Annotated in this window: 20 protein-coding genes; 9 read left to right on the forward strand and 11 right to left on the reverse strand. The window is 46.1% G+C overall.

What is annotated here, in order from left to right; all coding sequences use genetic code 11:
- Positions 1-53: 53 nt before the first annotated feature.
- From NDI52_RS21845 to NDI52_RS21855, 3 genes are read right to left on the reverse strand one after another with little or no spacing between them, the layout of a single operon-like run.
- Positions 54-197 carry a hypothetical protein gene (locus NDI52_RS21845; RefSeq protein WP_190775295.1) on the reverse strand — a complete coding sequence of 48 codons (144 nt, stop codon included), beginning with the start codon at positions 195-197 and terminating at the stop codon, positions 54-56.
- 20 nt (positions 198-217) lie between these two features.
- Positions 218-439: a hypothetical protein gene (locus NDI52_RS21850; protein ID WP_190775296.1), complete on the reverse strand. Its 222-nt coding sequence runs from the start codon at positions 437-439 to the stop codon at positions 218-220.
- Positions 440-489: 50 nt separating this feature from the next.
- Entirely contained in the window at positions 490-1,815 is a 1,326-nt protein-coding gene (locus NDI52_RS21855) for an NAD(P)/FAD-dependent oxidoreductase (protein ID WP_190775297.1), read from the reverse strand.
- 465 nt (positions 1,816-2,280) lie between these two features.
- On the opposite strand from NDI52_RS21855, the gene NDI52_RS21860 reads away from it, so the two are divergent.
- A complete protein-coding gene (locus tag NDI52_RS21860) occupies positions 2,281-2,565 on the forward strand; it encodes an HNH endonuclease (protein WP_190775298.1) in 285 nt (94 codons plus the stop codon).
- 239 nt (positions 2,566-2,804) lie between these two features.
- On the opposite strand, the gene NDI52_RS21865 is transcribed toward NDI52_RS21860, so the two are convergent.
- Positions 2,805-3,785 (reverse strand): aldo/keto reductase, encoded by a 981-nt coding sequence (locus tag NDI52_RS21865; RefSeq protein WP_190775299.1) that lies wholly within the window; start codon positions 3,783-3,785, stop codon positions 2,805-2,807.
- Between the two features lie 317 nt (positions 3,786-4,102).
- The gene (locus NDI52_RS21870; protein ID WP_190775300.1) at positions 4,103-5,005 is read right to left on the reverse strand and encodes a protein-glutamate O-methyltransferase CheR; all 903 of its coding nucleotides are present in this window, start codon (positions 5,003-5,005) and stop codon (positions 4,103-4,105) included.
- A gap of 325 nt (positions 5,006-5,330) precedes the next feature.
- Here NDI52_RS21870 and NDI52_RS21875 point away from each other — a divergent pair, with 325 nt between their 5' ends.
- The 6 genes from NDI52_RS21875 to NDI52_RS21900 all read left to right on the forward strand — a co-directional run bounded on the left by NDI52_RS21875 (position 5,331) and on the right by NDI52_RS21900 (position 9,427).
- Positions 5,331-6,044: a Crp/Fnr family transcriptional regulator gene (locus NDI52_RS21875; RefSeq protein ID WP_190775301.1), complete on the forward strand. Its 714-nt coding sequence runs from the start codon at positions 5,331-5,333 to the stop codon at positions 6,042-6,044.
- 82 nt (positions 6,045-6,126) lie between these two features.
- The gene (locus NDI52_RS21880; protein ID WP_190775302.1) at positions 6,127-6,540 is read left to right on the forward strand and encodes a hypothetical protein; all 414 of its coding nucleotides are present in this window, start codon (positions 6,127-6,129) and stop codon (positions 6,538-6,540) included.
- A gap of 380 nt (positions 6,541-6,920) precedes the next feature.
- Entirely contained in the window at positions 6,921-7,346 is a 426-nt protein-coding gene (locus tag NDI52_RS21885) for a response regulator (RefSeq protein WP_190775303.1), read from the forward strand.
- Positions 7,347-7,431: 85 nt separating this feature from the next.
- Positions 7,432-8,133 carry a Crp/Fnr family transcriptional regulator gene (locus NDI52_RS21890; RefSeq protein WP_190775304.1) on the forward strand — a complete coding sequence of 234 codons (702 nt, stop codon included), beginning with the start codon at positions 7,432-7,434 and terminating at the stop codon, positions 8,131-8,133.
- A gap of 54 nt (positions 8,134-8,187) precedes the next feature.
- On the forward strand, positions 8,188-8,892 hold the full coding sequence (locus NDI52_RS21895; protein ID WP_190775305.1) for a Crp/Fnr family transcriptional regulator: 705 nt from the start codon (positions 8,188-8,190) through the stop codon (positions 8,890-8,892).
- 136 nt (positions 8,893-9,028) lie between these two features.
- Positions 9,029-9,427: a hypothetical protein gene (locus NDI52_RS21900; RefSeq protein WP_190775306.1), complete on the forward strand. Its 399-nt coding sequence runs from the start codon at positions 9,029-9,031 to the stop codon at positions 9,425-9,427.
- Positions 9,428-9,804: 377 nt separating this feature from the next.
- Here the strand turns inward: NDI52_RS21900 and NDI52_RS21905 are convergent, their stop codons facing one another.
- The 6 genes from NDI52_RS21905 to NDI52_RS21930 all read right to left on the reverse strand — a co-directional run bounded on the left by NDI52_RS21905 (position 9,805) and on the right by NDI52_RS21930 (position 17,256).
- Complete coding sequence (locus tag NDI52_RS21905; RefSeq protein ID WP_190773871.1) at positions 9,805-12,858, reverse strand: ATP-binding protein; 3,054 nt, start codon at positions 12,856-12,858, stop codon at positions 9,805-9,807.
- Entirely contained in the window at positions 12,851-13,099 is a 249-nt protein-coding gene (locus tag NDI52_RS21910) for a helix-turn-helix domain-containing protein (RefSeq protein WP_190773870.1), read from the reverse strand. Before NDI52_RS21910 ends, NDI52_RS21905 begins: the two co-directional genes overlap by 8 nt.
- Before the next feature lie 1,724 nt (positions 13,100-14,823).
- Positions 14,824-15,684, reverse strand: coding sequence for a fatty acid desaturase (locus NDI52_RS21915; RefSeq protein ID WP_190774376.1), 861 nt, complete (start codon positions 15,682-15,684; stop codon positions 14,824-14,826).
- Positions 15,685-16,115: 431 nt separating this feature from the next.
- Positions 16,116-16,424: a pentapeptide repeat-containing protein gene (locus tag NDI52_RS21920; protein ID WP_190774380.1), complete on the reverse strand. Its 309-nt coding sequence runs from the start codon at positions 16,422-16,424 to the stop codon at positions 16,116-16,118.
- 166 nt (positions 16,425-16,590) lie between these two features.
- On the reverse strand, positions 16,591-16,785 hold the full coding sequence (rpsU, locus tag NDI52_RS21925; protein WP_190774375.1) for a 30S ribosomal protein S21: 195 nt from the start codon (positions 16,783-16,785) through the stop codon (positions 16,591-16,593).
- A gap of 171 nt (positions 16,786-16,956) precedes the next feature.
- Positions 16,957-17,256, reverse strand: a complete 300-nt coding sequence (locus NDI52_RS21930; RefSeq protein ID WP_190774374.1) for an RNA-binding protein — start codon at positions 17,254-17,256, stop codon at positions 16,957-16,959.
- Positions 17,257-17,524: 268 nt separating this feature from the next.
- Here NDI52_RS21930 and NDI52_RS21935 point away from each other — a divergent pair, with 268 nt between their 5' ends.
- Together NDI52_RS21935 and NDI52_RS21940 are read left to right on the forward strand one after the other, a co-directional pair.
- On the forward strand, positions 17,525-17,788 hold the full coding sequence (locus NDI52_RS21935) for a pentapeptide repeat-containing protein (protein ID WP_242035579.1): 264 nt from the start codon (positions 17,525-17,527) through the stop codon (positions 17,786-17,788).
- Positions 17,789-18,363: 575 nt separating this feature from the next.
- Positions 18,364-24,480 (forward strand): AAA family ATPase, encoded by a 6,117-nt coding sequence (locus tag NDI52_RS21940; protein WP_348256518.1) that lies wholly within the window; start codon positions 18,364-18,366, stop codon positions 24,478-24,480.
- Positions 24,481-24,485 lie beyond the last annotated feature (5 nt).

Consider the following 24,485-nt stretch of genomic DNA (forward strand, 5'->3'; position numbering starts at 1 on the left):
CTAGCCGCTTGCGAAGGCAATTACCCGGATAGTTCACTTGCTTCCAATGGAGGTTAAAGAAGTTGCGTCGCACTCAATGCGACGACATCTAGCATGGCGATCGCTCCCCACTTGACTGCCGGATGGGTATTTAACCAGGCAGAAATACTGGGGCGTGCTTTATTATCAAAATCACCTTTCACCCAATCGTCAGTCATTTGGGAGCTGCGGCAACCCATTACTGTTCTGCCCCATCAGACGGCACAATCACTTCCGCATCGCCTCGCCGGAGAGCAGCGATCGTAGCACGGGCAACCCATTCTGCACTGGCCGAAATCAGCGGTAACGAATCACTCACACTAAACCAGGCAGACTCCTTGCGGTGCTGCCCCTTCAATATGGCGTGATCGATTACATATACGTCCAGATCTGCGATCGCGCATGTCAGGCAAAACAGCATAGGAAGCTCAGAAGCGTAATTTTCCTGCTGTCAAGCGGCAGAAAAACCCATCACTCCGAATGAACCAATGTGACTTCCTCCTGCGTAATTAGGCGGGAGCCCCCTTTACGGCTGAAGTAATTCCAGAACCACTGGATCATGACAATTAACTTATTGTCAAACTCAATTAAGTAGTAAATGTGGGCAAATACCCAAATTAGCCAAGCTATAAACCCAGAGAGTTTTAACCAGCCCAGGTTAACCACAGCAGCATTCTGCCCAATCACCGCTAAGCTACCGACATTAGAATAGTGGAAGGGAAGGGGTTCTTGCCCTCGCAAACGACGCCGAATCAACTTAGCAACATAAGCACCCTCCTGCATAGCGACAGGGGCTATCCCCGGTAAAGGTTGGTCACCCTGATGAGCGTAATTGGCCAAATCACCGACCACAAAAATATCAGGTTGTCCTGGCACGCTTAAATCAGGATTGACGATCACTCGTCCTACGCGATCGAGCGTTGCACCTGCCCGCTCGGCTAACACTTTACCCATACCTGAAGCGCGAACACCTGCGGCCCAGAGCACTGTTTTTGTTGGGATTGTTTCCGTTTGTTCGCCCTGGCGAACCGTAACCGCATCCTCTGTAATTCCTGTGACCAAAGACTGAGTTTGAACCGTAACTCCCAAATCTTCTAAAGATTTTGCAGCAACGGCTGAAAGATCAGGTGGGTAAGGCGGTAAAACCCGATCAACACCTTCCAGCAGGAAGATTCGAGTTTCCCTTGTATCAATGCTGCGAAAGTCATGTTTTAACGCGTGGTGCGCTAAATCTCCCAAGGCTCCAGCTAGCTCTACACCGGTAGGACCCGCCCCCACGACGACAAATGTTAACCAGGCCTGACGCTTTTCTGGGTCAGTTTCTTTTTCAGCAAACTCAAATGCTCGAAAAATCCGTCGCCGCATTTCGATCGCATCTTCAACGGTCTTGAGCCCAGGTGCTACCTCTGCCCATTGATCCTGACCAAAATAATGGTGACTGACACCTGTTGCGACAATTAAGGTGTCATAAGGCAAGGTTCTGGTTGGTAAAACGACCTGATGCTGCTCAGGTTTAATGTCTATTACTTCGTCCATCAGCACTTTGACATTCCGATAATGGCTGAGGATCGCCCGTAGGGGAGATGAAATGTCTCCAGGTGCAAGTTTTCCTGTGGCAACCTGGTAAAGTAACGGTTGAAAAAGATGGAAGTTGCGTTTGTCGATCAACGTAATCTCAATCTGCTTAGAACGCCCCAGTGCCTTAGCAGCATATAAGCCACCAAATCCACCTCCAACAATCACAACGCGGTGAGGAGCGGAATTACGGTCTGCATTTGAGGTCACCAACTGTTCCATTTCAGGCATCCATCTATCAATAGGATTATTGAGAGCAAATTTAGTTTTTACAGACAATTCATCTCTTACTTTGTAACAGCTTTTACAAAACTCTTAAATCGATTTGGAAACTGTTATCCCACATGATGTTAACAATAGAAATATGATTTTTCTGTGCCAGAATTAACCTCTGGGTCAGTTGCTGTTACTTTTAGTGTATGCGAGCCTCCGCCCAATATTTACACACAATATCCGTAATCTATTCGCTTTAGAAAAGATTCATCCCAAAGGAATAACTTAGTGCGTGCTTAAAAAATTTGGTGTAGGAAATGAAAAAACGAATGGAGTGTCTCATTTTCTAGAATTGATAAATTCAACGGTTTAGACTTTTAGGGACAAATAACCACTATTCAATAAAGAATGAGCGTTTATTCTAAACTGCCTCATCTATTTAAACTTATTCCCTTACTTACCTATTTCTAAGCGATGCCGCAAGCCTGCGAACTCTGCCACCGAGAGATGCCTACTCTCACAGAGCACCACCTGATTCCCCGTCAAAAGACCAAACGTAAGGGTCTCGACCCTAGCCCTACCATTCAAATCTGCGCTGCCTGCCACCGTCAAATCCATACTTTTTACGACAATTCCCACTTGGCGTTGCACTTAAACACGCTGAAAAAGCTACAACAAGACCCGCAGCTGCAAAAATTCTTAGCCTGGGTTCACAAGCAAGACCCTAATAAACGAGTCAAAATCGACCGAAAGCGGTAAAACTCGTCGAAAGCAGTTGAAACCAGTTCCAGATTGGCAATCTGTCGCGGTGAACTGAAGTTGTGAGTTTCGCGGCTTCAACTCACCCAATTGCTTTAGAAAGGCTGCTTTGAGTGCGTGGGTAGAGCGATCGCCACAATACTGTAATCTCTCATTAAAGAACCATACTATGCAGTAATGCGGTACGTTACACCGCATCACTACATTAATGTCTTTCTTTAGCAGAAATAAGCCAGAAATCAGCGATGCCCCAACACCGGATGGGGTTGGTATGGCTCCTCTAGCCGTTGACATTCTGCTTCAGTTAACTCAATTTTCAAGGCTGACAAGGCATCTTCTAAGTGATTCATCTTGCTCGCTCCGATAATAGGAGCCGTGACTGTAGGTTGATGGAGCAGCCATGCTAGAGCAATTTGAGCGGGAGCCACGCCACGCTGTTGGGCTAGCTCAACCACGCGATCGACAACCTGAAAATCAGAATCTTGATAGTAAAGCTGATGGGCAAAATCATCGGTCTTTGCTCGAACGGTGTCTCCCTTGGTTTCCTTCTGCCGATTGCCTGCCAAAAATCCTCGTGCCAGTGGGCTCCAGGGAATTACTCCAATCCCTTCTTCCCGGCACAGTGGCAGCATCTCTCGTTCTTCCTCCCGGTAGACCAGGTTGTAGTGATTTTGCATTGAAACAAAGCGAGTCCAGCCGTGCAAATCTGCCAGATACAACGCTTTCGCAAATTGCCAGGCATACATGCTGGATGCTCCGATATATCGGACTTTGCCTGCTTTCACCAGATCGTGTAGAGCTTCCAGCGTTTCCGCAATAGGCGTTTCATTATCCCAACGATGAATCTGGTAGAGGTCTACATAATCGGTTTGTAACCGTTGCAAAGAAGCATCGATACTATCAAAGATATGTTTGCGCGATAGGCCGCGATCATTTGGGTCATTACTCATGCGGTTAAAGACCTTCGTTGCGATCACCACTTGCTCGCGTTTGGCAAAATCCTTTAGCGCGCGTCCTAGAACGGCTTCACTCTCACCTTTAGAATAGATGTCTGCCGTGTCAAAGAAATTGATGCCAGCTTCTAGCGATCGCACAATAAAAGGTCGGCTTTCATCTTCTGACAAAACCCATTCGCGCCATTTGGGGTTGCCATAGGTCATCGTCCCTAAGCAAATGCGGGAAACCTTCAGTCCAGTGCTGCCCAGCCGGATGTATTTCATAAAGGATGCTGCCCGAAGAGAATATCAACACTGTAGCCGCCCGACAGAACTTCGTGTCTTTGGATTGCCGACTGCAGGTCTGCCATTCTCTAAATCACCTTTGCAGTCAGTATTCAACCTCAGTTTGGGATAAGCTGAGGTGCTCATTTTGGCGTGCGCTTCGCGCACGCCAAAATGAGCACCTCAAGTGCCGCGCGTTGCGCGGCACTTGAAAACGTCCTTAACCCGAACTCAGGCTATTCAATCTGGGTCTATGGATATATGGAAAAGGCGCACTTCGTGCGCCTTTTCCATATATCCGCAGGTTTGAAATATGACTACAGACTTAAAGGAGTAAAAGCCAAGGGGAGTAAACGTCTATCCCGATGAGCATCTAGCACTTTTGTAAATACGTTGACTTGCTTATCAATTGAGGTAAATAACGCAGCGTGAGAACACGTTACCAGGTTCTCCGACTGTCCCAACAGAAGATAACCGCTCTGCTCCAAACCGAAATGAAAGCGAATCAGTGTCCGGAGTTGGGTTTCCGGCGTGAAATACATAAGTGTATTGCGGCAGACGAGCAAATCAATGTTGGGTAGGGGAGGTTCTTGAATTAAGTTGTGGAGCTGAAAGGTAATAGAGCGACGGAAATCTGACCGCCAGTAGTGGCGATCGCCCCTACGCTCAAAATACTTCTCTCTTAGAACTTCCGGAACTGCTTCTATCCCGTGATCCAGATAGTAACCCTGACGGGCTTGCAGAATAGCATCTGGATCCGCATCAGTTCCCCAAATTCGTACCCGTTGCTGAAATTGTTCTACCCCCAGTATTTCTATTAGCATCATTGCCAGCGAATACGTCTCCTCGCCGGACGCACACCCTGCACTCCAAACCCGGATTAGCTGATCTGGTGCTTTATTCGCAACAATCTGCGGAATGAGGTGATTGGCTAAGTAATTCCAAACAAAGGGGTCCCGAAAGAAATACGTGTAGTTAATCAGAATAGTATCTAAAAGATGCTGAACTTCATCCGGTTGCTGCTGCAAGTGATCAAGATAGTTCTGATAATTCTTCACGCCAATGCGCTGCATCCGCATTTGAGTTCGCCGCAGGAGGCTAGAACGCTTATAGCCCGTCAGGTCAATTTGCGAGGCTTGCTTGAGATGACCTAGCAAATGCTCTAATTCAGTGGCTTCTAGCAATGGTGTAGAAGTATTAGCAGAAGGGAAATCAAGCATGAAACAGAACTCAGCCAGACACCTACTTAACCCAATCAATTCCCTTCTCTATAAATAGACGTTATTCAATGAAGCGGTCTGTCCTGTTCCGTACATAAGAGCGCTCAAGCGATGCGTGAAACCGCCTTTCCGAAAAGCTTTGAGGTAATTCTGAGTGGAGTTAGGGTAGGGGATGTAGAACTGCAGTTCTACATCCCCTACCCTAACTCCACTCAGAAACGGGGCTTTGAAAGTACACCCTAGACTTGAGTAACTTTATGACTTGTGTATGAGACCCTTTTACGTATTATCCGGTAGACTGCGGCCATAGCTTGCAATCCGTGCTATGGCTCCCCAGAATGACTTGCTTAATGCCTTTCCTCCAAACCTGTCTGAAAAGCTCAGGCCAGCCCTGAAACGGATTTCCTTGGAGCGCGGCGAGCGTCTGCACAATCCAGGGGATGAGATTGAAAACCTTTATTTTCCGCTCGATTGTGTTCTGTCAATCACCATTACGATGCGAGATGGCACAACAGCTGAAACAGGGCTAGTGGGTAAACAAGAAGTCATTGGTGTGAATGCCTTTATGGGGGGCAGGGAAACCACCCAAACGACCTACATTGTGCAAATTCCAGGTAGCGCTATGAAGATCGATGCTCAGATCCTGCGGGAAGAGTTCGATCATAATAAGGAACTACGCGCTGTAATGCTGCGCTACACCCAGGCCCTGCTGGCTCAAATTTCACAAACCACGGCCTGCAATAGTCTCCATAAGATAGATCAGCGGTTAGCTCGCTGGCTGTTGGAGGTGCATAGTCGGGTTGAGACAGACGAACTGGAACTGACGCAAGAGTTTATGGCTGACATGCTAGGGGTACGCCGTGCTGGAGTCACTCAAACAGCTCAAAAGCTTCAGGAGAGGAAGTTAATTCACTACAATCGGGGCCACATCCATATTTTGGATCAACCTGGGTTAGAAGCCTTTGCCTGTGAGTGTTTTCATACCGTTAAAGATGAATATAAGCGTTTGCTGGGAGCCCCGGATAAGAAAGTATCCTAAACGTGCTTAAGCTTTAGCTGAAAAGACTGTTTTTCGTGCGTGACACAGGACAAACAATCTTTTTAATGCCCTTTAGAAGAGAATGAAACGGGAAATGATCGAGGATGCGCTAATACAACCCACTATTCTGCTGGTGGAGCCAGATGACAAAGTGCGTCCCTCTCTCATGGATAACCTTCACAGTTGGGGGTACACCTTAATTGTGGCACTGAGTGAAACGGACGCCATGCAACGTGTCCAGGGAAAAGGCGAACCGTTTGATCTTCTGCTCATGAATCAAGTTGGACACTCCGTTGCAGAACTTGTAGCCATAGGACGGGATATCTGTCAGCATGCAGGGTTGCCACCTTCCATCCCGGTTGTCGTGATGGCAGAGTGCTATGGAGACGACTTGGAAGGACAGGATGTTCAGATGGGAGACTACGAGTATGTCGCCTACCTGGAGGATGGGCAACAGCTGAAGGAGCTACTATACCTGCTCTGTCCGGTCCCATAGGGTATTCACCTCAATCTGAAATAAGCCAAAAGGGGCTTTTTCGAGGGGCATGCAATGCATGCCCCTCGAAAAAGCCCCTAACCCGACCTCAGGTGGTGTTACTGTTGAAAGGGAGTTTGTAGTCTTCCACCCAACATCTCTTCATCAAACTTCCCGCATCAATCGTTGTCCGGCAAAGCCGCGCATTGATTCATGCAGAAGAAGTTTGGCAATAGATGCAGCTATATTTTGTGTCCAAGGTACGTAACCGTACCGACCTCAGTCTTAAGACCGACTTATGGTGAAAAGGTCAGAATGGATCGTCTGTCCTTAAATGTGCAGGAACGTAGATCTTTATCTACCTCCATTGTGTTGTCTTCGTATGGAGGGCTTTTCCTGATATGTACAATTCAACCTCATTGAGGAAAGGTCTGCGGGTGCTTGTGGTAGACGGTAACGCTGATTCCAGCGAGTTACTGACAGTTCTGCTTGAAGGGTATGGAGTTGAGGCGATCGCAGCAACTTGCGCCAGCGACTGCCTTGAAATTATGCAAAAAAGCTGCCCTGATCTTCTCATCAGTGAGCTTGTCTTACCCGGCGAAGATGGATATTCCCTCATGAGCAAGGTGAAAGCTCTTGAAACCGAACGTGGTACTCCGATCCCGGCGATCGCCCTGACGGTATGTGCCAACAAGAGCGAGCGTGACCAGGCCCTCGCTGCTGGGTTTTGTCGTCACTTGTCTAAACCCTTCAATATTGACGAATTACTTGAAACAGTCGCTTGCCTGACCAGGCAGACTCAAGAATTGGCGATGAGCCCTTATTAGTAAACGTATTCTTACTTCTTATTAGACTTGGGGCCGTGAGATGTGTTCTACGAAGAGCCTCTCTAGTTATTTTTCTGAGGCTCGTATGACTGCTGAAAATCAAATACTGGCTAGCCTGTCTCCTGCTGTACTCCAGAGACTTGAGCCTCACCTTGTTCATGTCAACCTGGAACAAGGCCTCGTTCTCCACCGACCGGGAGAGCCGTTAGTCTATGTTTATTTTCCGATTAACTGCCTCATCTCGATCACCCTGACCATGCAAGACGGGTCAACCGCGGAAGTTGGCATGGTCGGCAACCGGGAAGTGCTGGGGATCAATGCCATCCTAGGTGGTAGTGCAACGACCCAAACCGAATACGTCGTCCAGGTTGCAGGCAGAGCAATGAAAATTGATGCCCGGATCGTGCGGCAGGAGTTTGAGCGTCATGGTGAATTACATGATGTAATGTTACGATATACGCAGGCATTCTTGGCACAAGTTACTCAAACGGCAGCTTGCAACTCCCTCCACACGCTAGAACAACGTCTGCCACACTGGTTACTAGAAACTCAAGAGCGGGTTCATTCTAATCATTTGGCTCTAACCCAGGAATTTATCGCAACCATGCTGGGGGTGCGGCGGGCAGGCGTCACGCAAGCGGCTCAAAAGCTACAAGAACGAAAACTGATCCAGTATCGTCGGGGAAATGTCCAGATTCTCAACCAGGCTGGGTTAGAAGCGTCAGCCTGTGAATGCTTTAAACGAATCAAAGCAGAATATGACCGCTTACTGGGAAACGACACTTAACTCATTTTGAGATTTGTTCTATGGAGGGCCTCTCTCAAAAACGTGGAAGCTCTTATGATGCCCGGCAATCGAATATTGGCTGCGCTCTCTCAGGAATCGCGCGATCGCCTTGCTCCCCATCTTACTCTGCTTGATTTTAAGCAGGGTGCGATTCTCCATAGCCCTGGTGATGCTCTGGTTTACCTCTATTTCCCAATCGATTGCCTTTTTTCTGTCACCCTGACCATGCAAGATGGTGCCACAGCCGAGGTGGGAATGGTGGGCAACCGGGAACTGCTGGGGATTACAGCTATCCTGGGCAACCATGTCATGGACCAAACAGAGCACTCTGTCCAGGCTGCAGGCAGAGCTATGAGAATTGATGCCCAGATCATGCGGCAGGAGTTCCGGAGCAATGAGGAGCTGCATGATGTGTTGTTACGCTACACGCAAGCGTTTCTGGCGCAAGTCTCTCAAATAGCCGCATGCAACTCGCTTCACACACTAGAGCAACGTCTGCCACGCTGGCTGCTTGAAGCGCAAGACCGACTTCAATCGGATCATCTGCCTCTAACTCAGGAGTTTATGTCCACCATGCTGGGGGTGCGGCGAGCCGGGGTGACACAAACGGCCCAGAAGTTGCAGGAGCGTAAACTGATTCAATATTGTCGGGGAGACATCAAGATTCTCAATCAGGCAGGACTAGAAGCTTCAGCCTGTGAATGCTTTCATCGAATCCGAGCAGAGTATGATCGCTTGCTTGGAAATAACAAAGGGTAACCCATTGTGTCTTACAGTAGTGGTCTAAGCTTGTGGTCGGTTGTTATGAAGGGGGTCTGCGCCCTCTCCATAACAACCGACCGTCGAAGTGAAACGCACCCTGCCTGACAATACACTGCGCTGCTGACCTGAAACTATGAACTCGCCACGTATACCATCATCTCGTATTTTCGTCGTTGAACCGGATGACGACACGCGCCCGCTGCTGAAGGATAACCTGCAACGTTGGGGCTATCAAGTCATCGTTGCTATCGACGAAACGGATGCCATACAACGCCTACGAGGAGGACAAGAACGTTTTAACTTGATTTTGCTGAATCAAACAGAGCAATCGCTTGATGAAGTGATGGCGATCGGTCGAAACATTCGTCAGTACACGGATCTAGACGGCCTCACGCCCATTTTGATCATCGCTGAGCAGTACGGTGCAGATCTTGAAGGACAGGATGTTCACCTGGGTGATCATGCGTATGTGTCTTATCTGGAGGATGGACAACAGTTGAAACTGATGATTCAAAAGCTTTGCCGAGTCTAATACCGTTTTATAGCAATGTGCAAGTGTATTCAGTATGGTGGTGTGGGGCACTTCGTCCCCCACACCACCATACTGAATCAATGTGCAAAGCTCTGTAAGACCTACGCATTCAAGAATCCTTGTAGGGGAGGTTGCATGTGATACATGCAACCTCCCCTACAAAGGTTTGAGCTTACTATTTTTGCATACGCCAAGCGCACAAAAAAATAGGCACTCAGCAATTCTCATTTTGAAATCAGGCCCGAAGACCGCGCGCTTTTGGCGCGCGGTCTTCGGGCATCAAAGCCAAGAGTTCACGCCCGTAGGGCGTGAACTCTTGGCTTTGATGCCCATACTGAAAATTGCTGATAGGCATTTCAGTTTGCAGCAAGCTGAGATTATGGAAATTGGTTTGGCTTAACCAGAGCAACAACCGTCTCAACGAATACTTCCGGGCTAACAGGTTTGGCAAGATGCCGCTGAAACCCTGCCGTGATCGCCTGTTGACGGTTATTCTCCCCCGCATAAGCGGTGAGGGCGATCGCCGGAACCTGTCCTCCCTGTTCGGGCGGGAGCGATCGCACCTGCTGTATCAGCATATAGCCATCCTGATCGGGCATCCCAATATCACTCACCAGCACATTGGGTTGAGTTTGGGCAAATAACTCCAACGCTTCAGTCGCAGACGTCGCTGAGATGACAGTTGCTCCTGCTTGCTCCAGCACAAACGCCGAATACTCCAAGGCATCTAGCTCGTTATCAATCAATAAGATGCGAATGCCTTGTAAATTGAATGGCTCTCCTGAACCCTGGACGTCTTGCTGCCAGCTTTCTTGACCCAGCGTTAGCGGCAACCTGACCGTAAACGTTGCTCCCTGGCCCTCGCCGGGGCTTTCTGCCCATACCGTTCCACCATGAGCTTCCACCAATTGACGTACAATCGCCAACCCTAATCCCAGGCCCCCAAAGCGGCGTGTGGTAGCACTGTCCGATTGCCGGAAGTAATCGAACACATGCGGTAAAAAGTTGGAGGAAATACCAATACCGGTGTCACTCACCGTAATCTGGACCTGGCTAGCCATTTGCTCCAGCCGGATCTCGACTCGTCCTCGTTCCGGCGTAAACTTGATCGCATTGGAGAGGAGATTCCAAACCACTTGCTGTAATCGCGTCGTATCTCCCAAAACCAAGCCGACATGGGCATCGAGCATTGACTCTATCACAATAGATTTGGCCTGAGCCGCCAACTGTACTGTTTCAATTGCGGCATGAACGGTTGCTGCCAAATTCACCTGCTCCACATTCAGCTTGAGTTTGCCTCGTAAAATGCGGGAGATATCGAGCAGATCTTCAATCAGTTGGGCTTGTAGCCTGGCATTGCGCTCAATGGTTGCCCAGGCTTTGGCAGTTTTCTCGGCATTCAGCGTCCCTTTCTGAATCAGCTGAATCCAGCCCAGAATCGGGTTGAGGGGCGATCGCAACTCATGGGAGAGCACCGCCATAAATTCATCCTTCATCCGATTGGCTTCCTGCGCTTGCTGGTACAGCCGAGCGTTATCCAGGGCAAGCGCAGCGCGGTGCCCCAACTCTTCTACCAGATCCAGCTCCGTTGTCGTGTAGTAGCGATTGGAATCTGCGGTTAAGCAAACAGTTAACGCTCCAAGGGTTCGCCCGTGGGCAATGAGCGGCACGGTGATGAGCGATCGCACCTGACACTCCTGGATCAATTGCAGATGCTCGGCATTCAGCGTAACGGTTTGCTTCCATTCCTCAGTAACAAGAGGAACAAGGTTAGCCTTGCCTGTAGCCAGAACATGGGTAATGGGATGGCTCCCCTGGTCTGCGGGAGGGGTATAGCGCTGCAATTCCTCAAACCAGTCCCGCTTTGCCGGATCCCCGTGATGCCAGGCTACTCGTTCAATTTGCTGATAATTGTTGAGGATATCAAAGAAACAAAAGTCGGCCAGAAATGGCACAGCCAGTTGTGCAATGTTAAACAACGTGTTTTTGTAATCCAGGGTTCCAGCTAATACGGCACTTGCCTGAGACAAAAACTGCTCTCGCTCAGCAGCCTGATGGGTCTCGGTTATATCGCGTAGAATCTTCACTAACCCCTGAAGGTTGCCGGCTTCATCGTGCAGTTGCATCATATAACCGCTGGCAAAAAAGCGGCTACCATCTTTGCGCAGGTGCCAGCGGTCATCTTCAGCCCGTCCCTGGGTCAGCGCAATTTCTAACTCTTTCTTGTCCTGGCCATTTTTTCTGTCTTCGGGGGTAAAAATGGTGTAGCCGGGCTGACCGATGATTTCTGCCTCTTTGTAACCCAATAAGCGTTCAGCTCCAGGGTTCCAGCTGGTGATTACGCCGTCGAGATCGAGGGTAAAGATGGCATAATCTTTCGCACTTTCAACAATCAAACGAAAGCGAGATTCGCTCTCGTACAAAGCAGCTTCTACTTGCTGACGCTTGGCTTTGTCGCGTTTGCGCTCTGTGATGTCTCGAAAATAAATGCTGCATCCCACCTTACAGGGATAAGCATGAATCTCTAACCATCGTTTGGAGGGTTGATCAAACCCTTCAAAACGGATCGCTCCTGATTCTGCGGTAATGCGACGATGGGTTTCCTCAATGACGGTGGCGATCGCCCAGGGTCCCATTTCCTGCTGAGTTTTCCCAATCAGTTCCTCGGCTTGCAGGTCGTTCAGTTGAGCAGCTTCATGATTGACGTAGGTAACTCGCCACTCATGATCCACACAGACAAAGGCATCCGTAATACTTTCCAGAATCTCGATGGCCCGTTGTGCCGATTCGTTAAATGCCTGACGGTTGGCCTCCGCTTCCTGACGAGCTGCTTGCTCTCGCTGCAACGCAACCTCAGCTGTTTGACGCAGGTGAATACTTTGCAGAGCCGCTGCGGTAAAATCAGCGAGACTGGTCATGATCCGCACATCTTCTGGATCAAACTGCCGTGTTTCATCGTGGGATACGACCCAAATGGTGCCCAGGGGCTGAGCCGTACCCATCAGCGGAATGACCAGACCTTCAACAATAGCGGGTTTCGCGTTCTGAAGGTAGGTGAAGTACCGCTCAGGGTACGAATAAAGCTGAGGTGCCTGGCGGTCTAAACAGGTACCACAGGGGCTAAAGTTCTTCGGCGTGGACGCTCCCACATGGTCAGCTAAGGCTCCGGCGATCGCATTCCAGCGAAAGATTTCCTTCCCGTCGGGAGTCACTTCTAGCAGGCTAACTCCGGCAGTTCCGGCTTGGCATAGGTCTTTTGCTACAGTCACCAGCGTGTTAAGCAGGGCTTGGGACTGTTCGGCCAGTTGCCGAGCTACTAGATGAAGGGCTTGGGTCTCAGCTTGTAGATTTGGGGTGCGGGGCAACCTTTGATGTAATACCTCCGTAATCAAAACATCGTTTAGGCTTATACGAGACGACTTTTCAGACATCCCGTTCTCCCTCCAGGGAGTCCTGCGTCAACCAGGATTTTTTCGATCCCTCCGTTGATTCCAACAACTCTTCAATTAATTTCATGGCCATGGGTGAGGGTACACTACGCCCGTTCTCCCAGCGATTCACCGTTTTAAAGGAGACACCTAACTTCGCCGCAAATTTTTCCTGAGATAAGTTAAAGTGCTGTCGAAGCTGGTGAATGACATCTGAGATGGGTAAGGTTTTTAGGGAAGACATAGTGATTGCGAACGCTTGAATCACATTAGGACATAAGGGATAACCCCACCTCCCCCCCTAAGGAAGATTTTGTTGCTTGCCAAAGAGAAATCTTGCTTTTTATACAAGCCCCATCTAAGACGAAACGCTGGCCTGCTCGCTTTGCCAGAGCCCAGCATCAGAACCAGGACATTTAGTTTTTGAAAAGCCGCACGGCGCGAGGTTTTTCAAAAACTAAACTGTTCTAAGCAGAGAACGTAAGGCCATAAAGTCGCAGTCACTTAACGACCTCTTTAGAGCCGAAAGGCAGACAATTCATATCGCATTAGTTCGGACAGTTTTTCTGAAACCCTTGATTTTGCGTGCGCTTCGCGCACGCAAAATCAAGGGTTTCAGAAAAACTGTCTAGAGTATTGATATCGAAAAGATCCGCAATTCATACTGAAAAGATAGGAGTCTTTAATGATTGCCTACTACATCCAAAATCCAAGCGAGATGAAGCATTACAAAGGATTGAGGCACTACCAATAATTTTGTACCTCCACTTGATATGCCTCAAAAGTTAGAGGAAAAGATGAGCCTGGACTTTTAGGCTAAGGGCGTGAGTCATCACTGGTAGGGTGGGTCTCCAAAGTTCTTGGCACTTGTGATCGCTGAGAAATAGTGAAACTCGTACCAGGAATGTAAATCTCATCAAGCAGCCTTTTGTGTGTTACCCAACATTGGAGAAGCTATGGAAGAACCTGAACATTTTGAATCATTAGTTGAGGAGCGGGCTAGATTACTACGCCAGATCAAGGTATTGCTACAGAGCATGAAAACACAGATAGCTTCTCTTAAGAACGCATTGCAAAAAGATCAAATGTGCATGAGTTCTAGCTGTTGCCGTAATCTTGACGATACTAGTAATGACTCTTAAAAACCAGTTCTATCCTGAACCTGTAGATGATTGTGGAAAGAGTAGTTTGCACTTTCAGAATAACCATCTACAGGCCTATAGGGCCGTGCGTGCTGATTAAGTAGGGTAGTGTGGGGCATTTCGTACCCCACACTACCGTTGCTGTACTTAACGCACTTGCACATTGCGATAAAACAGGTCTAATGATTCATCTCAAAGCCATAAATAAATTGGTATTTTCGCATCTACTATAATTCTGCTATTTCTCCGCTCTAAAGTGAGAAATATAAGTAAAAGTAATTTTTCTTGTAGGGCATTACTATACAGTTAAATCTAACTTTTTTGTGAATCACACTATCGTTTGTACTCGTAGGGGCGATCGCACTACTCCTTCAACCCGTAATGGATTTCTATTCGTCACGGTAGTGCCGAATTCTGTTTATATCTGTTCAATATGAGTTGCATACAGTGTTTCTTTTGTGCACATTTCCGTGTATGTTTCAGTAAAATTTTTTATAAATCAAGTTCTAAATAACCTGAGTTCGGGTTAAGGGTGTTTTCGAGTGCCGCGCAATGCGCGGCACTCGAAAACACTCATTTTGGCGTGCGCAAAGTGCACGCCAAAATGAGCACCTCAGCTTATCCCGAACTGAAGTTAAATAACGTTAACGATCTCTCCCCTCTCCCATAGGGAGCCTGCAATTAATAAAAGGGTGCCACGCTTTGCACGACACCCTTTCAATCTAAAGGTTGATTGGCACTGACGTAAAAGATTCAGAGCCCCGGTTTTTCTAAAGAACCGGGGCTCTGGGTACTCAGATTTCGCTTATTTCAGTGCCATTCACCTTTAGTTTGCTTTATTGGGATGGGCTGCTGGTGGAAGAACAACTTTTTGAGCTAAACCCAGATTTTTGAGGGCGAGAATTACCCACCAGGTCATATCAATCTCCCACCATTTCCAACCAGCTTGTGCCACATTGGGATAGGCATGATGATTGTTGTGCCATCCCTCGCCATAAGTCAGCAGTGCGGCCCACCAGAGGTTAGCGGAGTTGTCATCCGAATGATGGGTGCGGTAGCCCATGATGTGGGTTGCCGAGTTAATAAGCCAGGTGCTATGCCAGACAAGAACCGCTTTTACAAAGATTCCGTAGACCACAAACGACCATCCCCCCAGTAGATACAGCACAATTCCTAAGGGAATTTGGAGGAGTAGGAAATAGCGGCCTAACCAACGATAGAATGGATCCCGTGCTAAATCCGGTGCAAATTGTCGGTAGTGCTCATATTCAAAGAACTCTGGCCGTTTGTAAAACAGCCAGGCCATGTGGCTCCACCAGAAACCACGCTTTGCTGAGTAGGGATCTTTATCAATATCTTCAGCATATAAGTGGTGCCTGCGATGTCCTGCGACCCAGAAGATCGGGCCACCTTCCAGGGCAAGGGCACCTATAATGGCGATCGCATATTCCAAGCCTTTAGGTACCTGAAAACTGCGATGGGTCAGTAAGCGATGATAGCCCAAACAAATACCAATACTGCCAAGTAACCAGTGAAGGAAGAGGGCTACTCCCAAAGCTGACCAAGAGAAGAACCAGGGCGCTAATAGAGCAAGGACATGAATGGCGGCAAAAAACGTGACGCTCGTCCAATTTAATACGAGCGATTGCCTCTCTTTAAGGTCAGCTTGAAGCATATTAGAAGTCATGAAATTCCTATCGAACACATTTTTAGTTTACCGGAGTATTCTTCAGGAGTGTGTTTTTCCCCTGAAACCGTACTCGATAATGTCTTAGCAGTGCAATCTTTACAAAGGATGAATCAGCTTCTAACATTAGTTAGATGTGACACCAATCCTATTTGAATTTGCACAAGATCGACTTTGTAGAGTGAACATCCTGCCTGCACATGTCTTAGGCAAAACACTCACTCCACGAAAATCAATTCTTTGAACGGATTTTATTACGGATGCTCTTTATTCTGTGCCGTATTACAAAGAACTGGTATAGGTGTGTAAGTAACTCAATTCATTCTTAAATTCAAAATAATTCAAAATATTATGCCGCCCACTGTGTAGGCGGCACAATATTCTATTCTTTAGTAATTTTGCCTACCTACGTAGATAAATTTCAATAACTATCAACTTTTGGGCTGCCTTTTGAAGGAACCTTGCAGATTAGCTTCAGCTAAGTTTGTATCGGTGAGATTAGCATCTGTCAAATTAGCTTTAGCCAAATTTGTCTCATTCAAAATTGCACCTGTCAAAACTGCACCTGTCAAATTTGCGTGGCTCAAATTTGTTCGTGTAAGATTCGCCTTGGTTAAATTAGCACCACTGAAGTTGACACCAACCAGGTTTAAGTTTCTCAGATTGGCTGCCATCAGATTCAGATTCCTAAAGTCCCGTTGCCCAGCTGCATAGCGGCTACAGAGTTCGTTGGTATTCATTGCTATTAAGAGCATTTGGAGAACCGTATAGGTGATAGGACAAACTTCAGAATACAAATAACAGGCAAGCGTTAAATGGCTTAGACAAAAGGCCTCTTTAATGCTGATTCCATGTCTTGCAAGAGGTTCAGAGTGGGAGATGCGATCGCACCTCAACATTTAGCACTCAATAATGAAACTTTCTTCTACTTTTACGTTGCTTATGTTTAGCTAACGCCTTACGCTTCTGCTTTTGAAGCGGTGTTTCGAAGTGGCGATTTTTTCGCATGTCTGGGAAGATGCCTGCGTTGGAAACAACTCGCTTGAATCGACGCAATGCTGACTCAATTCCTTCGTTCTCACCCGGAATGATTTGAGCCATCTAGTCTCCTTGAAATTAGATAATTAGAGTGAGATAAAAAGGGCTACAACTACCGCGCAGCAGCCCTTTAACAACCTTTAGAGGTAGAAATGAAATCATTTACATAGCTAATCTGAAGCTAACAAAATAAACGTTTCAAAAAACCTCAGAATCTCAGGAGTGACAATCTGATTAATGCCAGGATGAAGTTTTCTTGTTCGACCAGTTACCACCGGAAGGACTTCTTTCCTCACGAGGTTTTGCTTTGTTGACCTTAAGGTCACGCCCCATCCACTCAGCACCATCCAGTGCTTCAATGGCGACGGTTTCTTCAGCATCGGTTCCCATTTCAACAAACGCAAAGCCGCGCATCTTTCCGGTTTCGCGATCCATGGGCAGTTGAACACGCTTGACGGTTCCATACTCGGCAAACGCCTGCGTCAAATCATCTTGTGTAACTTGGTAGGATAAGTTCCCAACGTAGACTGACATCCGTTTTCTCCAAAACTAGGTGTAGAGAATTAGATTCGGAGAAACGCTTGTGAGACGAATTACACGGCCGAAAGTAAGACTTGCCTATACCCTAACATAAATTAGATATATTGCAATCTTATATAGGTTATGAAGTTAAGGCAGAAACAGCCAGGCTCAACGCCCACAGCCGATTCCATAAATCATTCATAAATCATTAAGGAACACTATAATCAGATAATTAGAAGAAATAAGCCAGAATAGGCATATGGATATAACTGAATTCCAAATGCTGTTAGCAGCAGGGAAACGTGATTTTTGTAATATCGACCTTTGCTCAGCACACCTTAGTTGCGTTGACCTGAAGGGGGCAAATTTTTTAAGAGCCAATTTACGCCATGCAAACTTACGTTGGGCAGACCTACGTGAGGCAAACTTAGACTGGGCAGATTTAAGGGGAGCGGACTTAAGTTGGGCAAATTTGGAGGGAGTCGATTTAAGCTCTGCTAACTTAAAGGGGGCAAAGATGCCCGATGGAACAATTCACGATTGAGTGGAATAACGATTCAGGTGCTGAATAGGGGGATGAAATGGAGCGCCAACCGCTACTTTGGCATTTCATTTCATCCCCCTATTCAATAAGCTACGATTTGATACCAATTCCCCTGTGTCAGCATTATTTCAAGAGTTCTTGCTTTTTGCTAAAGAAATTTAAAAGGTAAATCTCCTATGGTTTAGTGGGTCATGTTTCCAGCACATGGATGGGGTGTGGTGAAAGAGGCAATTCATGCCTCTTTCACCACACCCCATCCATGTATTTAGAACACTATTGTTAGGTTTTATACACAAAACTCACGGGAAATTAGTTCTCTAAAGTATGAGTACTGCAATCAGATTTTCAGTAACAATATATAGAAAAACTTTGTATAAAAGTTTAGTCTTTAAAAGAGATGTAACTGATCATAAACATCTACATCTAAAACTGTTGCTCTTCTCAAAAAAAGGATAGCTTCCTCAAGGATTGCTTCAAGTTGGACCCAACTACACATCAAACTTCTTGTTAATACCTAAGATAAATATGAGGTCGAGTATTGCTCGTCCACCCATAGGACAAGCACAGGAAAGCAAATGAGTACTATGATCGCTGGCTACACTTTGCTTGAAGTTCTTTATGAAGGGCCTGCCACCTGTATTTACCGAGCTAAGGCATCGAAAGATAGCCTGAAACCAACATCGGTCATTATTAAAACGCTGAAAGCTGAATATCCAACCGTTGAGCAACTGGCTGGTCTTAGACACGAATATGAAATTCTGCAGGGCTTGGCAATCGAAGAAGTTGTTAAACCGATTGCTCTAGAAAGCGATCTGAACGGGTTAGCTCTTATTCTCTCTGGCTTTGATGGAGTATCACTGGCTGAGGCGATCGCAGCACAACAATTTAACCTAAACAATTTTTTACAAATTGCGATCCGCCTATCTTCTGTTCTAGTGCAACTTCATCAGCAAGATATTATTCATAAAGATATTAAAACATATACCATTCTCGTTAATAAAACAGGTGAAATCAGGTTGATTGATTTTGGTATCTCGGCCTATCTATCAAGAGAAGATTCACCTGCTAGTACTATCAATATTTTTGAAGGCACGCTCTCCTATATCTCTCCAGAACAGACTGGGAGAATGAACCGCTCAATTGACTCCCGCACAGACCTCTATTCCCTTGGCGTAGTATTTTATGAGATGTTAACTGGGCAGTTGCCATTCCAAGCAACGGATGCCCTGGAAATTATTCATTGCCACATTGCTAAGACGCCTATCCCACCTGATCTGGTTCGGCCAGACATTCCAGAGGCGGTGTCTGCAATTGTTATGAAATTACTCGCTAAGACAGCTGAAGACCGTTATCAAAGTGCACTAGGGCTGAAGGCTGACTTAGAAATTTGTCTAGAGATGCTGCAATCCTCAAGTACAATTTCACACTTCAGTATTGGAGAGCTTGATTCATTTAGCCAGTTTTCGATTCCGGACAAGTTGTATGGGCGCGATCGACAAGCTCGTTTACTCATGACAACATTCGATCATGTCAGAACTGGTAGACGGGAAGTTCTGATAGTCAAAGGCTACTCTGGTATTGGGAAATCATCTTTAGTTCATGAAATCCGCCAGCCTATTATTGAAGCGAAAGGATACTTCATTTCTGGCAAATTTGACCAATTTCAACGCAATGTTCCTTATTCAGCAATTATCACAGCATTTCAATCATTAATAAAACAATGGTTGACTGAAAGTGAGGTGCAGTTAGCCCAGTGGCGAACCAAACTTCTAACGGTTCTAGGACATAATGCCCAGGTCATCATTGATGTTGTTCCTGATGTGGAAAAAATTATTGGCAAACAGCCCGCCGCTTTAGAACTGGCACCTACAGAAGCACAAAACCGATTTAACCTTGTTTTTCAAAATTTCATTCGCATTTGCTGCTCACCAGAGCATCCTCTAGTTCTTTTTCTAGATGATTTGCAATGGGTTGATTTTGCTACCCTCAAATTGCTCGATGTTATCATGACCGATGTAGAGATAGGACACCTATTTCTAGTTGGAGCCTATCGGGATAATGAGATTAGTTCGAGCCACCCCTTAATGATGGTTCTTGATTCTTTACGTTCTCAAGCTGTTACCATTCACGAAATTACTTTAGCTCCTTTAACTCTTTTAGATATTAGCCATCTAATTGCTGACACGCTGCACAGTGATGAAATATCGGTTCAAGCATTAGCTGAATTGGTTCTTCGTAAGACCTCCGGTAATCCTTTTTTTGTCACGCAGTTTCTTAAAACCTTATATCAGGAACAGTTGTTGAGATTGAATACCTCGTCGGTTATTAGAGGAGCGTTTTGGGAATGGGATATTACGCAAATTAAAGCGATTGGCATTACAGACAATGTTGTTGAGTTGATGATTCAGAAGCTACGAAAGTTACCCAAAGCTACCCAACATGTCATACAGTTGGCAGCCTGTGTAGGTAATATGTTTGATTTGCAAACTCTTTCAACTATTTATAACCACTTCCAGTCTAATGAGATACGAGGGATAGACGTGGAACAAAGTCTCACATCTATCTCTCATACCTCATCGGATTGGATTCTGTATAAGCAATTATTAGCAAATACTTATCGCGATCTTGTGCCAGCCCTTGAAGAAGGCTTAGTATTACCGGCTTCTGAATTAATATGGGATCTACCCAGCTTGCTTGATACAAATCCAGAGGCTATAGAGTTTAGATTTCTCCACGGCCGGGTACAACAAGCCGCCTACGCGTTGATTGATGATAGCGCTAAGCAATCTACGCATTTGCAAATTGGCCGGTTGCTTCGTCAGAGTTTGGAACCGGAAGCGCTTACAGAAAGGATTTTTGATATTGTTGACCACTTCAATGTTGGTAGTGAGCTCATCACAAGAGAGATGGAAAGAACTGATATTGCTCACCTTAATTTGATGGCAGGGCAGAAAGCTATAACAGCAACGGCTTATAAAGCTGCAAGTGAGTATTTGCAAGCCGGTTTAAGGCTATTAACCGAAGATAGTTGGAATGGTCAATATGATCTAACGTTAGCACTGTATCAGGCAGCAGCAACAGCAGCATTTCTGGGTGGCAGTTTTGAGAAAATGCAGCAATTTACAGCAATTGTTTTACAGCATGCTCAATCCCTACTTGATCAGGTAAAATCTTATGAAATCCGGATTAAATCCTACGAAGTGCAACACAAGCAACTGGAAGCTGTGAAACTTGGTTTACAAGTCCTCAGCATGCTAGGAGTTGAAATTCCCGAATCACCAACAGCATTAGATATTGAAAAGGCAACGGCAGAAATAACAACGAATTTAGCAGGAACCAAACTAGAAGACTTAATTCATCTGCCATTGATGACTGATGCTACTAAAGTAGCTGCTCTACGGATTATTTCTAGTTTAATTCCTGCTATTTATCAGGCAGCACCTGCTCTATTTGTCTTTACTGTATGCCAGCAAGTTAATCTTTCGATTAAATATGGCAATTCTCGGTTTTCGCCGAGTGGTTTTGCTGACTATGGAATCGTATTAACTGGTATCTTTCAAGATATTGAAACAGGTTACCAGTTTGGACAGTTAGGATTAGACCTCTTTGAGCGGTTAGATGCTCGTGAGGTAAAAAGCCAAACCCTATTTAAAGTTGGAACATTTATCACTGCCTGGAAGTATCATGTCAAAGACACGTTAGCTTTACTACAACGTTCCTACTCCCATGGATTGGAGAATGGGGATACGGCTCATGCAGGTTATGCCGCAGCACTTAGGTGTCAGCACTCTTACTGGTGTGGAGTTGACCTGGAAAGTCTGAAGCAAGAAATGATGAATTATGGCAAATCAATTGTCCAAATTCACCAAGAAACTGTTTTAGGATGGCATCAAGTTTTTCATCAAGCCACTCTAAACCTATTAGGGTTGGCTGAAAATCCCCAATATTTAATTGGTAGCGTTTACAACGAAGAACAATCACTACCACTTCACATCCAATCTAATGAGCGAACAACAACACACTATGCTTTTCTCAATAAGTTAATTCTGTGTTATCTGTTCGGTAGCTTTTCTCAAGCAGCAGAGAATGCCAAACAGGCTGAACACTATTTAGACGGTGTAGGGGGTTGTTTAGCGGCGGCTATGTTTTATTTCTATGACTCGCTAGCTCACCTGGCTATTTATCCATCTATTACAGCTTCCCAGCAAGAATTCTTACTCAATAGGGTCGAGCAAAACCAGGCAAAGATGCAGAATTGGGCAAGCCATGCCCCTATGAACTTCCAGCATAAATATGAACTTGTTGAGGCAGAGTTAGCCCGAATATCAGGAAGCATTGCAAATGCAATGGAATGGTATGACCGGGCGATCGCTGGGGCCAAAGAGCATGGTTACCTTCAAGAAGAAGCATTGGCTAATGAACGAGCAGCAGATTTCTACTTTTCCCTTGGTAGAAGTAAGTTTGCTAAAGAATATTTGAAGGAAGCTTATTACGGTTATGTCCGTTGGGGTGCGATCGCCAAAGTTAGACAGCTTGAAGCCGTGCACCCCAGTATTCTGGGGCAAGGGCAACCATCAGAAAGTACCAATCGTGAGGCGCAACAAATTCATAGTCCCACTCACAGAAATTATGCTCAAACGCTAGATCTTGCGACGGTAATCAAAGCATCACAAGTGCTTTCTAGCGAAATCGTATTGGACAAACTGCTAACTAAACTGATGCAAATTGTGCTCGAAAATGCTGGAGCAGAAACAGGTGCATTAATTTTAGAAAAAGCTAAAAAGCTCTTTATCGAGGCAACTGGACAAGTTAACCAGAATGAAATCCTTGTTCAACAATCCATTCCCCTAGAAGCGAGTAAACACTTACCTCTATCCGTTATTAACTACGTACGGCAAACTCAGGAAAGTGTGGTTTTGAATGATGCAGTTCATGAAGGAATTTTTGTAACAGATCATTATATTCTTGAATGCCAGCCAAAATCTATTTTGTGTACGCCTATTGTTCATCAAGGTAAGCTAATTGGCATTCTTTATCTAGAAAATAACTTAGCAACAGATGCCTTCACTACAGAGCGGGTAGAAATTCTACAGCTTCTATCCTCTCAGGCTGCTATTTCGCTGGAAAATGCACGTCTCTATCAGGATCTAGCTATTGCTAACGCTGGTCTAAAGCAATCCCATGATCAGTTAGAGGATTATAGTAGAACGCTTGAAGCAAAGGTAGAAGAGCGAACTACCCAATTACGGCAGGAGGTGTGCGATCGCCAACGGGCAGAAGAACTGGCTCAGTCCGCCAACCGAGCGAAAAGTGAATTTTTGGCGAATATGAGCCATGAACTTCGCACGCCCCTAAATGGAATCCTGGGATATACTCAGATTTTTCAGAAAGACCCGAATTTATCGGAGCAGCAAAAGAGCCGCATTGCGATTATTCATCATTGCGGGGAACATTTGCTAACGCTCATTAATGACGTTTTGGATCTTTCTAAAATTGAAGCCCGCAAGATGGAGCTATGCCCCAATGAGTTTTCGTTGGCTGAATTCTTACAGAGCATCGTAGAAATCCTCAGAATCAGAGCCGAACAAAAGGGAATATTGTTAACGTATCAAGCGCTATCCCCTCTGCCCAAGATAGTTCATGCCGATGAGAAACGCTTACGCCAAGTCTTGTTGAATCTGCTTGGCAATGCTGTCAAATTTACAGAAACGGGTGCGATCGTCTTTAAGGTAGGCTATCACGAGCAGAAAATCCGTTTCCAAGTAGAAGATTCCGGTGTTGGCATTGCTTCTGACCAGCTTGATGAAATTTTTAAACCGTTTCAGCAGTCGGGAGAGAGTAGTCGTAAGACAGAAGGAACAGGACTAGGGTTAGCCATTAGCGGTCATTTGATTGAACTGATGGGTGGCAAGCTCCAGGTTGAGAGTACGCTGGGGGTCGGCAGCAACTTCTGGTTCGATTTAGACTTACTAGAAATCCCTTCAGCAGCGGTTTGTGCGGATACGCTCAAGCTCAGCGTCATTGGAGTCAAAGGCGAAAAGCGGAAAATTTTAGTCGTGGATGACAAACCAACCAATCGTTCTGTCCTCATCCATCTTCTAGAACCACTTGGGTTTAACGTGTCAGAAGCCGTGGATGGTCAAGACGGACTGAACAGGGCACACGAGCTACAGCCTGACATCATCCTGATTGATCTGGTAATGCCAAACCTGGACGGATTTGAAGCAACCCGCCGTCTCCGGTTAATGCCGTCCTTGAAAGATGTTATCGTGATCGCAATCTCAGCAAGTGTTTTTGAATTTGACCAACAACAAAGTATAGAGGTTGGGTGCAATGATTTTCTATCGAAACCCATCCGAAGAGACGACCTCCTCCAAAAACTACAGGAACACTTGAAACTGGAGTGGCTTTATGAGAGTGAGAAGCTGGAAGAACCCCTTAAGGAAGGGGCTAAGTTAGAAGGTATTTTAATTAGCCCTTCTTCAGGTTTCCCGACCTTTGCGGTTCCCCCCATAGAAGAGATTGCAATTTTCTTAGATTTAGCGATGCGCGGGGATCTGCGAGCGATCGCCAAACGAGCAACACATTTAGAGGAGACAAACCCGCGATGGAGCCCTTTTTCCAACTACTTACGGCAGCTTGCTAAGGAATTTAAGGGACGACAAATTTTAGATTTTTTGAAGCAAGTTTAGGAGAT

Source organism: Leptolyngbya sp. PL-A3, from assembly GCF_039962325.1.
Classification (GTDB): Bacteria; Cyanobacteriota; Cyanobacteriia; order Elainellales; family Elainellaceae; genus Vacuolonema.